The sequence below is a fragment of the Bacillus sp. JJ1773 genome (genome assembly GCF_036962035.1).
Taxonomy (GTDB): Bacteria; Bacillota; Bacilli; order Bacillales; family Cytobacillaceae; genus Cytobacillus.
This window is the reverse complement of record NZ_JBALNX010000034.1, coordinates 46,345-57,787: the sequence shown is the minus strand read 5'-3', so window position 1 is coordinate 57,787 and position 11,443 is coordinate 46,345. Positions and strand designations below refer to the sequence as shown.

Below are 11,443 nucleotides of genomic sequence, written 5' to 3'. Positions count from 1 at the left end.
GCCTATCGATGTGATTTATCTTTGCCTTTGCCCTTGCTCTTGTCCCTGCTGAGTTTGAAGTTCAACGGGACGTCCTTTTTTAACGGGGTGTCTGCTGAGGAACCGCCGACATGTACACCGTACTTTCCGTCAGCGGTAGCCCACTTGCCGTCAGCCCAATTCACAAGGTTGTCCGGTTCTTTTGGAATGAAGTAGGAGAACGGGTGATTGGAGTCAGCCTGATTAATCCGCAAAGTCACTCGCTTGCTCTCACCGGGCTCAAGATAAACCTTTTCGAAGTTGACGAGTCGCTTGGCTGGCTGTCCCGCCTCCTCTGGCAGGGTCAAATAGACCTGGGCGGTTTCTTTGCCGGCAACGCTACCCGTGTTCGTGACGGTGAAGGACACGTCAATACCGGACAACGAGCCTCCTGGGCCACCTCCTTCACCGCGAACCCTCTTCACCTTGAGGTTGGCATACTTAAAGGTCGTGTACGACAGGCCGTACCCAAATGGGAAGACAGGCTTCACGTTGTTGGCCTCGTACCAGCGGTAGCCCATCTTAAGGCCCTCTGTATACTGGGCAATTAGCTGGTCGGAACCGTCACCGTACGGGCCAGGGCCTCCTGGCTTGCCAGTGTCTTGACGGGTTCCAGGGAACTGCTTCTCGGTCGCGAAGGCGGCCTCACGATCAGTGGCACCGAACGTCATAGGCAACTTGCCGGACGGATTGACCTTACCATAGAGCAGATTGGCGACGGCATTGCCATCCTCCATTCCCGGATACCAAGCCTCAAGCACTGCAGGGACCTTATCCAGCCACGGCATGAGCACCGTACCGGAAGTTTTCAGGACCACAACCGTGTTCTTTGCGTTGGCTTTCAGAACAGCGTCGATCATCGGCTCCTGCTCCACCCAGTCCACTCGATCCGGGTTCTTGTCAAGGTCGATAGCCGGGAAGCCGAGTGTCTCGCGGTCCTTGGTCTCATGCGGGTTGTCGCCGATCATGAGAAGCACGACATCGGACTCAGCGGCAAGCTTAGCAGCAGCCTTCGGGTCACGGCCATCATTGTACGTCACTTTGGTGCCATAGCCCAGCTCCTTGATCACATTCTCTAGGCCCTGTTTTGGTGTGACCGTATAAGAGGTCACGACGTTCTCATTGTCGTCCCGAACGGAGCGCGGGGACATCTTGGCAATACCAGCGAACCACTCGACGCCGATCAGCGCGATTGACTTCGGCTTGCCGTCCAGTGGCAGGAAGCCGTCATTGTTCTTCAATAGCACAGAACCTTCCTCGGCCATCTTCCGCGCGCTAGCGCCGTTGGCCTTCAGGTCGACAATCTCCGGTAGGAACTTGTTGAAAGGCTCATCCATGTGGCCGTACTCAATCATTTTGATATACCGTGGACGAAGTAGATTGTCAATGTCGTTCTCTGTCACCTGACCCGAGTCAAGGGCCTTCTTGATCTTCTCTTGAGTGTAGTATTGTGGTGCCCAATCGAGCTCGACATTCGTACCCGCCTTGATGGCAGCGACCGTGTTGTGAATCGCGCGACGGTCACTCATGACCCAACCGTCGAAGCCCCAGTTGCGCCGCAGAGCATCTTGGAGCAATTCAGAACTGTCACAGGCATAAATGCCGTTGACATCCGGGAACGAACACATCATGGAGGCCGGGTCAGCATTCTTGACGGTCATCTCGAATGGCAGCATGTACAGCTCATTCATGGCCTTTGAGGGAACCTGGACACCCATCGTCCACCGCTCGGTTTCCTGCTCGTTGCCAGCTAGATGCTTGAGTTGGGCCTGGACCCCCTGTTTTTGGATGCCCTTGACCTGCTCGGTCGCCAGGGTACCAGTCAGGTATGGGTCCTCACTGAAGTACTCATAGTTCCGGCCATTATACGGGTGGCGCACGAGGTTCATGCCCGGTCCCAGCATCACATGATGCGCGAAGGCACGTGTCTCCGCGCCGAGGATTCGACCGGCCTCATAGTTCAGCCCTCGGTTGAAGGTCGCGGCCATAGCCAGGGTGGACGGCAGGCCCGTCGCCACTGGGTCATTGCCACACGATCCGCCCTTCACACCCGTACCACCGTTGGTCATGCGGACTGTGGGGATACCCAGTTCCTCGATTCCACGGATCTGCCGGCCGGTGTCCTGCCACTCACACCCGGGCAGGGTACCCTGAGGCGGGAATACGCCGCTCATATACTTGTTACTACCGCCCCTTTTGATGACGACCGTCTCACCTTTGTCGTTCTCATTGAAGCGCGAGATGGCGATTTGCTGGATCTTCTGTTCCATCGTCATCGCGTCAAGAAGCAGCTTGGTGCGCTCCTCAGCAGAGAGCTTGGTGTTCATCCAGGGCTTGGTCCCTTCCGCTCTACCGTTCATCGTATTAATAGGCATTACTAACGTAGACATGAAGATTATTGCTGTCAATAAAATTGGAAACATTCTTTTCATCTTAATATCTCCCTTACATCTAGTTGTCTATTCGAATTGAAATAATTCATTTCATCTTAATATCTCCTTCACATCTAGTTGTTTATTCGTATTAAAATAATTCGTTTTTTAAACTCTCCTTTACTATCTAGTAAGTCCATTATTAGAGAGATATACTATTACGCTAGTATGACTGGTTAATTGCAGAACACCAACAAAAACCAAGAGAATAGCAATGCTCCTAAAGTCCTAAAAAGGTTTTCAAACACTGTAGCAGCAATGATTTCCAGATAAACAATCAAAATAAATTAAATTTAATAAGCATTATGCTTCATTATTCTTACCACAAGTAAATGAAGTTTTTTTAATAAATTCAGGGGAAAATAGGAAAAAACAAGTTGGTAGAGGGGCGTCGTATGACGAAAGCAACAGATTTACTTGTTCAGTGCTTAGAAAATGAGGGCGTTGAGTATATTTTTGGCATCATGGGTAAAGAAACCCTTGACCTGATGGATTCATTTCATCAATGTTCATCATGAACAAGGGGCAGCTTTTATGGCAGATGTTTACGGTCGACTAACAAATATCCATTTCTATAACACTAAAAAAGCCTCTATAAAAAGGTTATCCCTCTTTATAGAGGTGTTGAAACTACTCTATTACATTGCCGTTAATCCACCGTCAATGACAAATTCAGAACCTGTAGAATAGCTAGATTCATCCGATGCTAGGAAAAGTACCATATTAGATACTTCTTCTGGTTTTGCTATACGTTGAACTGGAATGTGTTTTGCAAACTCTTTTATTTGTTCTACTGCATCACCTTGTGTAACCATTGGAGTTTCGATTACACCAGGGTGAACAGAGTTAACACGAATTCCTAATCCACCAAGTTGAAGAGCTGCCGCTTTTGTAATTCCACGTACAGCGAATTTTGTATCTGTGTACCCTATCGCACCACCAACAAGTCCATTTATGGATGAAATGTTGATAATTGAACCACTTCCTGCTTTTTGCATTGAAGGGATTACCGCTTTCATTCCTAAGAAGACGGATACTTGGTTAATATCAACTATTTTGCGATATTGTTCTTCTGTCATTTCCATTAGTGGAACACTCATGCTGATCCCAGCGTTGTTTACTAATATGTTGATTGGACCAAATGCTTTTTCAGTCTCAGTAATAACTGTGGCCCAGTCATCTGCACTGGTTGCATCTTGCTTCACAAATTTTACGTTTTCTCCTAATTCATTCGCTAAAGCATTTCCACCTTCTTCATTTAAATCTGTGAAGACTACTTTTGCTCCTTCTTTCGCAAAAAGTCGTACATGAGACGCTCCCATTCCCCGTGCGCCACCAGTAATAACTGCTACCTTATTCTCTAATCGACCCATTAAATTTCCTCCATTCTATTCGGGAATGCTTCCGCCGTAATCATTCCCATAAATGTTTTTTATTACGAAACCACTTCATCATAACTTTATCATGATAAATTAATGATAGTCTAACTATCATTAATCAAATTGTAAACGAATTCTGATATAATTGCAAAACAAATAGATTCCATGTATATCTAAAATAGATTCAAACGAAGGAGATTGTTATGGAGGCTTCCAACAAAACTGGATTAAGAGAAAAAAACAGAAACAAACGTTACCAAGGTATTATAAAAACAGCTGAACGATTATTTGCAGATTCTGGATTAGAAAACGTCAAAATGCAAGTTATCGCTGATGAAGAAGGAATTGGCATCGCTACTTTATTTCGATACTTTCCAAAAAAAGATAAATTAATTGTCGCGGTTGCAACATCGATAATGGAAGAAGAGCTTTATCAATTTCAACGAATTGCCAATGAGCCAAACAATGCGTATGAAAAGTTTAGTAAGATATTTGATTACCTAACGGAGAGTGTTACCCACCCATCCAAAAACTCTACGAAGTTTATTGATGCATTCGAAAATTATGTAGCTATTTCAAAGGAGCCATTGGAAGATATCGTTATATATGACGAAGTTAGAGAAGAAATCTATGTCTTGATGTTGGGAATTATGCAAGAAGGAGAACTCGATGGATCGATTCGTAAGGAAATAAATATAAAGGAAACCATGATTTCCCTCATAAACAGCTTTGGTTTATTCGCTCGAAAGTTGGCCCTTATGAAATCAGTTAACTATTACGATGTAGAGGTAAAACCGAAGCGACAATTACAGATTATGAAAGAACTCTACTTATCACATATTAAAGCTTAGAAATCATGAATAATGTCCTATTAAATAAAACAACGACAATTGACCGTTGTGTTAAACGTATTCATGAAGTGAACGATGGCAATTCTGCAAACTTAACAGACTTCACAAACTGGACAGTTTATAAATGCCTTTGTCCAAGAATTTGACATTAGTGATATTAACGATAAAAAATTATATAATAGCCAGCTAAACGATTACATTACAGTTCATGATGATACCGTTCAAAAATTAATCGAATCTTTATCAATTATGAAAACCTGCTTTCATTCTTTAAATCGACAAGAATTTGGGTTAGTTTATCCTGATATTACGATCATTCCTCCTGAATCATTAGCTTTAGATATTGTATTATCAAATAAAGCACTCTGTCTTTTCGATGAAATCTCAGCATTATGTGAAAAAATTCAACTAGCCTCAAAATAAAATAAATATATGATTCATTTTAGTATATAAATTCAAGACCACCTAAAACATTGTAAAATTTACGTTTTGGTGGTCCTTTTAAAAAACCGCACCTACTTACGGTACGGTTCACCGCAACGCATCAAAATGAGGTTCTCTTGGATTTCAAAAAGAATGCTAAAATTAAAGCGCCTAAAACCCGTTCATCTCACTTCCTTTTAAATAAGAATTCTTGTCCTTAATTAAGTAAAGTAAAATAAGGGGAGATTTTCCGATTATGCAAAGAAAATCCCCCATTTTCACGTTTTTCGAGTCAATAGGCGGAATCTATCCGTCTATTTAAGCGATTTTTGACTATTTACCTGATCGGGTACTTAACATGATCCCCCAACCGATAAGAGCGGATACTCTTGACCCCAGATGCAGGAATCAACATCTCAAAATTCGGGGAGGGACAGGCACGGACAGTTTTACCCAGCATCCACTTGTTCCTGGATTTCTTTTAAAATTCTTTCAAGTGATGTCACGACGCCTTTTTCGTCTTTGTAGCTGATATGTTTCGGCCGGAAATGAATGGGAGAGTCAATGCCCGCCGCTGCTGAAATTCGAAACAATCCCTGTCTTAGGGTAACTAGGTAATTTACTACCCGAAATTTCTTTTCATCAATGACAAGTGCCTTTTGGAGATTAGGGTCTGTTGTCGCAACGCCGACTGGACAGGCGTTTGAATTGCATTTCAAGGTTTGGATACATCCAACCGTGATCATAAATCCACGCGCGATGTTGACTAGGTCAGCCCCCATAGCCAGAGCGATGGCTATTCGGTCAGGGGTGAATAGCTTGCCAGAGGCAATGATTTTGACCCGGTCACGGACCCCATATTTTTTTAGAGTGGCGACTAAAATGGGCAGGGCTGATTTAATAGGCAAGCCCACAGTGTCTATTAATTCCTGATAGGATGCCCCCGTACCTCCTTCACCGCCGTCAACCGTTATAAAATCAGGTCCTTTTCCGGTATCGCGCATATACTTGGCTAATTCTTCGACGCTGTCATTCCCACCAACCACAATCTTCATTCCTACAGGCTTGCCGGTATGTTCACGTATTTTTTCAATAAATTCGCACAGTGAACCCACATCGCTAAATTGGTGAAAGCGGTTTGGACTATCAACGGATTTCCATGCCTCTACCTTGCGAATCTCCGCGATTTCCGGAGTTACTTTTTCACCGTCAATATGGCCGCCACGTGTTTTGGCTCCTTGAGCAAGTTTAAGTTCAAAGGCTTTTACTTGGGGGATTTCACTTTTCCTCTTCAACTCGTCCCAATCAACCTCGCCATTTTTATCTCGAATCCCAAATAGGCCTGGGCCAATCTGCATGATGATATCGACCCCTCCTTCTAAATGATAAGGGGATAATCCACCTTCACCGGTATTCATCCACGCGCCTTTTGCCAATGCCAATCCTTTTGATAAGGCAGTAATGGCACTTTTTCCAAGTGCTCCATAACTCATTGCCGACATGCCGATAAGGCCTTTCAGAACAAATGGAAATTTGGTGTCCGGGCCAATGACGACGGCATCATCATCATGCAATAACTGGGCGAGCGAGTCCTCGTCCTCCCATTTTTCCTCACGTTGGGAAAAAAGCGGGTCCTTCAATAGGATGTATCGTTTCGTAAACACTTTTGTTTCACGGTCCATTTTTATTTCTTCGGCAAGTCTAGGGAACATCGCGTTGCGGATATAGAGACCTTCCTCATCAAAATCCCGTTTTGATCCAAATGCAACGACATCCCTTTTGTATTTAGCACTTTTCACAATATGCTCATATTCGTCGCGTGAAAATGGCTTCCCTTCCGTATCACTGTTGAACCAATATTGGCGAAATTCCGGACCTATTTTTTCTAAAAAATAACGCATCCTGCCAAGCGCGGGATAGTTGCGTAAAATCGAGTGGGCCTTTTGATTACGGTCAAATATGTATAAGTAAACAAGAAAAATAATAATCCCGAGAAGAATAAGCGCTCCTAATCCTATTACTATAACAATCAAAATATTTGCGATATACATCTGAATCCAGCCCCTTAAAAAGACATATGGGCTTAATTTATACAGGTTTTAAAAGTTTATACATTCCTACATATTTCTTCCATTGCGAGGGAAAATAAGCAAACGAAAAAATTAGGAAATGGGGGCGATGAATTGAAAGCTTCGGATTTATTTGTGAAATGTTTAGAGAATGAAGGGGTTAAATACATATTTGGGATCCCCGGCGAGGAGAACACTGATTTCGTTGATTCTCTGATTGAGTCAGATATTGAACTAATCCTGGTTCATCATGAACAGGCGGCCGCATTTATGGCTGATGTATATGGCCGCTTAACCGGTAAACCCGGTGTTTGCTTAGCCACACTTGGGCCGGGTGCAACCAATTTACTAACCGGAATCGGGGATGCCTTTCTTGACCATGCACCGCTTGTCGCCATCACAGGTCAAGCGAGTTTGGAGAGAATCCATAAAGAATCCCATCAATATGTAGATATTGTCGGTGTTTTTGATAAAATCACCAAATGGAATCAACAAATCCGGGTAGCCCACACGATTCCGGAAATCGTCCGTAAAGCATTTAAACAAGCCGTACTGGAGAAACCTGGCGCTGTTCATATTGAGCTTCCTGAGGATATCGCCATGCAAGAAACGGAAGGAAAGCCACTTCCAGTATCGCAAAAGCCATCTTCCAGTCCTTCAAGAAGTTCTTTGAACAAAGCAGCCGAGGCAATAAACCGTTCGAAAAAGCCAATTATTTTAGCAGGAAACGGCGTGATTCGCGATGAGGCTGCCGTAGAGTTAAGACAGTTTGCCGAAGCAAAAAATATTCCGGTCGTAAACACCTTTATGGCGAAAGGCGTTCTGCCAGCCAATCATCCTTTAACACTATATACAGTAGGAATGCAAGCCAAAGACTATGTTCTTTGCGGATTTGATCAAGCGGATTTAATTATTACGGTTGGCTATGATTTTGTAGAATACTTACCAAAATATTGGAATGACGAGGCCGGGAACAGAATTGTTCATATTGACAGCCTTCCAGCGGAGGTCGATGCCTACTATCCACTTGAAGCTGAATTAGTTGGGAATGTGAAGGAAGCACTAGAGGCGTTAAGCCCTTTGGTTGAAAAGAAAGAACTGTGGCCGGCAGTTGTGAAGTTAAAGGAGCAGCTGGTGGAAAAATTGCATGCTTCCGATGAGCTGTCAGGAAGCCCCGTGAAACCACAGCGAATCATTGCCGATATAAAAAAAGCAGAAAAAGGCGAAGCCATTATTATTTCAGATGTTGGGGCCCATAAATTGTGGATTGCCCGCTTGTATCAGCCTGAAAAGCCAAATCATACGATTATCTCAAATGGCTGGGCAACGATGGGTATTGCCGTACCTGGAGCTATTGCCGCGAAACTTGCCCATCCGGAAAAACCAGTAATTGCGGTAACGGGTGATGGTGGTTTCCTCATGAATGGGGTCGAGCTTGCAACAGCCAAACGGCTAGGACTAGCGTTTGTGGTCATTATTTTTCATGATTCGAAATTTGGCTTAATCGAATGGAAACAGCTGAATAAATTTAATCGGTCAGCGAATATTGAATTTACAGATCCAAACTTTTTAGATTTTGCCAAAAGCTTTGGGGTAAAAGGGATGAAAGTGACTCATTCTGATGAATTGCTTCCCATGCTTGAAAAAGCACTATCGAGTAACGAAATTGTGCTGATTGATGTGGATGTTGATTATTCGGAGAATGTCAAGTTATCAAAAACACTTGGTGATTATATTTGTAAATTATAGGAGGTTTATCAGGTGAAAAAGAAATGGCAATTGTGGATTGGCGGAAAATGGCGAGAAGCAAAAACGTATGAACCTTTATATAGTCCCCATACAAATGAGTTTCTTTCAGATATTGGCCAGGCAGAGCCAGCCGATGCCATAGAGGCGATTGTCGAGGCAAATGCGGCTTTTCAAAAATTTAGGAACTATCCGGCGCATGCCCGTGCCAAAATTTTAGCAAAAGTCGCCGACATCCTGGAGGAACGAAGCTTGGAATGTGCGGAAATCATGGCGCTAGAGGGTGCAAAATCCATCCGTAATGCTCGCGAGGAAATAAATCGCACAGTGCAAACCTATCGTTTCGCAGCAGAAGCCGCCAAGAGTAATTACGGGGAACAAATTCCGATGGATGCAGCTGAAGGCGGGGAAAACCGCTTTGGATTTACGATTCGCACGCCAATTGGTGTGGTGACGGCTATTACCCCGTTCAATTTTCCGTTTAATCTTGTTGCCCACAAGGTCGGGCCGGCCATTGCTGCAGGGAATGCGATCGTGTTGAAACCAGCCGAACAAACGCCGATTTCTTCTTTATTTTTAGCAGAGGCTTTTAAAGAAGCGGGGCTGCCGGACGGAGTGCTAAACATTATTCCGGGCAAGGGAGATGTTTTAAGTGAGGCATTAACCACACATCCCTATGTAAAAAAGGTGACATTTACGGGGAGTGTGGAAGTCGGTCATATCATTCAGCAGCAGGCCGGGTTTCGCAAACTCACACTTGAACTTGGGTCTAATTCACCATTTATCATCGACGAAGGTGTCGATATTGACCAATTGATCGAGCGATCGGTCATGGGGGCTTTTTCCTATAATGGCCAAGTGTGTATTTCAATTCAGAGGATTTATGTCCATCAATCCTTATACGGCGAATTCTTGGAGCGATTCGTCAGCAGAACGAAGCAACTGGTGATTGGTTCACCACTGGATGAAAAGACGAATATCACCGCGGTTATTTCGAAAAAGTCTTTAGATCGTCTACAGAGCTGGATCAATGAAGCCGTTCAGGAAGGCGCGAAAATCGAATGCGGTGGAACGGTGGAAGGCAATGTTTTGGCACCAACGGTTCTAACCAATGTGAACCGTGATTCAAAAGTGTCTCGTTTTGAAGTTTTCGGACCAGTCGTTTGTATTGCACCGTTTGATACCCTGGACAATGCAATAGCCGAAGCAAACGATTCCCGCTACGGTTTGAATTCCGGAATCATCACGCCAAGCATTGAACGTGCCTTCTATGCGGCCACCCGCTTGGAAACAGGCGGTGTCATTGTGAACGACATTCCCACCTACAGAATCGACAATATGCCCTATGGCGGCTGGAAAGACAGTGGCGTAGGCAGAGAAGGCGTTAAATATGCCATGCGCGAAATGATGGAAGAAAAATTCATCAGCTTAAAATTCAGCGACAACAATTAAACCGGGGAAGGTTCGAAACAAGCTATAACCTTTCTACCTGGGCTTTTCTAAAAACATATTAAAAAATTCAGGCTAACACTCCGCATGACTTTTTCTATATATATACCAACATGTAGCTTAATCAAGCTTTCAAGCACTCTTCAACCATGGTGCATTTCAGCATTAAGGGTTCCGTTTTGAGGTGCTTTTCTTAAAATACGTGCCGAAATGGCAGTCGTATTGGCATCGTTTTTGGTATATAAAAAAGTAAGACTCGCCAAGCATGGCGAGTTTCTTTATTAGGAATACAAAAACCTTATTTATATAAAACTGCACTTACTTATGATACGGTTCCCCCCGATTTATCCGAAAAGCCCGATAAACCTGTTCCACTAAAACCAACCTCATCAACTGATGCGGAAACGTCATCTTTGAAAAACTCAATTTCTCATTAGCCCGCTTCAACACATCCTCACTCAACCCCAGCGATCCGCCAATTACAAACGCCACCTTACTCTTCCCATATGTAGCAAGCTTGTCCAACGTGTCAGCAAGCTCCTCCGATGATTTCATCTTCCCTTCAATCGCAAGAGCAATCACATGGGCATCCGGATTAATTTTGGCTAGAATCCGCTCGCCTTCCTTTTGCTTCACCTGCAGCATTTCAGTCTCACTCAACTCTTCTGGTGCCTTTTCATCTGGAACTTCAATAATATCCATTTTGGCATAAGCAGATAATCGCTTTAGATATTCATCGATTCCCTGTTTTAAATACTTCTCTTTTAATTTTCCAACGGTAACTATCGAGATATTCACAAGTCATCCTCACTTTACAAACAAGATATCAACAGGAGTTATCCACATATCCACATTTTCTATCCACATATTGTGTGAGATCATTCGTTCGCCACAAGATATATTGCCTGATTTCGACAATATTCACAGGGTGTTGATAACTTTTTCTCGTCTGAAATTTTCGTTAACATTGGAAAGGTCTCATACTCATCAACGATTGTATCTATTGCTATATCAACATGTTCGTCACAGCTGTATATGATTTGCTCGTTTTCTTTCATGCTCATTCCACCTAGTTT

9 protein-coding genes and 1 pseudogene are annotated in these 11,443 nt (G+C 43.8%); 5 read left to right on the top strand and 5 right to left on the bottom strand.

Annotation, left to right across the window (positions count from 1 at the left end; all coding sequences use genetic code 11):
* Positions 1-2: 2 nt before the first annotated feature.
* Positions 3-2,450 (bottom strand): beta-glucosidase, encoded by a 2,448-nt coding sequence (locus V7127_RS09570; protein WP_335485251.1) that lies wholly within the window; start codon positions 2,448-2,450, stop codon positions 3-5.
* A gap of 395 nt (positions 2,451-2,845) precedes the next feature.
* Here V7127_RS09570 and V7127_RS09565 point away from each other — a divergent pair.
* A pseudogene (locus V7127_RS09565) lies at positions 2,846-3,014 on the top strand (thiamine pyrophosphate-binding protein); the annotation flags it as partial.
* Between the two features lie 74 nt (positions 3,015-3,088).
* Here the strand turns inward: V7127_RS09565 and V7127_RS09560 are convergent.
* Entirely contained in the window at positions 3,089-3,823 is a 735-nt protein-coding gene (locus V7127_RS09560; protein WP_335346067.1) for a glucose 1-dehydrogenase, read from the bottom strand.
* Between the two features lie 209 nt (positions 3,824-4,032).
* On the opposite strand from V7127_RS09560, the gene V7127_RS09555 reads away from it, so the two are divergent.
* Positions 4,033-4,680 (top strand): TetR/AcrR family transcriptional regulator, encoded by a 648-nt coding sequence (locus V7127_RS09555; RefSeq protein ID WP_335346068.1) that lies wholly within the window; start codon positions 4,033-4,035, stop codon positions 4,678-4,680.
* A 5-nt stretch (positions 4,681-4,685) separates the two neighbouring features.
* Positions 4,686-4,826: a hypothetical protein gene (locus tag V7127_RS09550; RefSeq protein ID WP_335485244.1), complete on the top strand. Its 141-nt coding sequence runs from the start codon at positions 4,686-4,688 to the stop codon at positions 4,824-4,826.
* A gap of 726 nt (positions 4,827-5,552) precedes the next feature.
* Here V7127_RS09550 and V7127_RS09545 read toward each other — a convergent pair.
* Complete coding sequence (locus V7127_RS09545; protein WP_335353987.1) at positions 5,553-7,154, bottom strand: FMN-binding glutamate synthase family protein; 1,602 nt, start codon at positions 7,152-7,154, stop codon at positions 5,553-5,555.
* Between the two features lie 132 nt (positions 7,155-7,286).
* On the opposite strand from V7127_RS09545, the gene V7127_RS09540 reads away from it, so the two are divergent.
* Together V7127_RS09540 and V7127_RS09535 are read left to right on the top strand one after the other, a co-directional pair.
* Positions 7,287-8,921, top strand: coding sequence for an acetolactate synthase large subunit (locus tag V7127_RS09540; protein ID WP_335345054.1), 1,635 nt, complete (start codon positions 7,287-7,289; stop codon positions 8,919-8,921).
* Between the two features lie 12 nt (positions 8,922-8,933).
* On the top strand, positions 8,934-10,370 hold the full coding sequence (locus V7127_RS09535) for an aldehyde dehydrogenase family protein (RefSeq protein WP_335345055.1): 1,437 nt from the start codon (positions 8,934-8,936) through the stop codon (positions 10,368-10,370).
* Between the two features lie 315 nt (positions 10,371-10,685).
* On the opposite strand, the gene rlmH is transcribed toward V7127_RS09535, so the two are convergent.
* Together rlmH and V7127_RS09525 are read right to left on the bottom strand one after the other, a co-directional pair.
* Entirely contained in the window at positions 10,686-11,165 is a 480-nt protein-coding gene (gene rlmH, locus V7127_RS09530; protein WP_335345056.1) for a 23S rRNA (pseudouridine(1915)-N(3))-methyltransferase RlmH, read from the bottom strand.
* An 80-nt stretch (positions 11,166-11,245) separates the two neighbouring features.
* The gene (locus tag V7127_RS09525) at positions 11,246-11,425 is read right to left on the bottom strand and encodes a CxxH/CxxC protein (RefSeq protein WP_438823991.1); all 180 of its coding nucleotides are present in this window, start codon (positions 11,423-11,425) and stop codon (positions 11,246-11,248) included.
* Between the last annotated feature and the right edge of the window lie 18 nt (positions 11,426-11,443).

Excerpts from the sequence above, each read along its gene's own strand:
- V7127_RS09550 (WP_335485244.1), top strand. The coding sequence starts at position 4,686 with ATGAATAATGTCCTATTAAATAAAACAACGACAATTGACCGTTGTGTT.
- V7127_RS09560 (WP_335346067.1), bottom strand. The coding sequence starts at position 3,823 with ATGGGTCGATTAGAGAATAAGGTAGCAGTTATTACTGGTGGCGCACGG.
- V7127_RS09525 (WP_438823991.1), bottom strand. The coding sequence starts at position 11,425 with ATGAAAGAAAACGAGCAAATCATATACAGCTGTGACGAACATGTTGAT.
- V7127_RS09570 (WP_335485251.1), bottom strand. The coding sequence starts at position 2,450 with ATGAAAAGAATGTTTCCAATTTTATTGACAGCAATAATCTTCATGTCT.
- V7127_RS09555 (WP_335346068.1), top strand. The coding sequence starts at position 4,033 with ATGGAGGCTTCCAACAAAACTGGATTAAGAGAAAAAAACAGAAACAAA.
- V7127_RS09545 (WP_335353987.1), bottom strand. The coding sequence starts at position 7,154 with ATGTATATCGCAAATATTTTGATTGTTATAGTAATAGGATTAGGAGCG.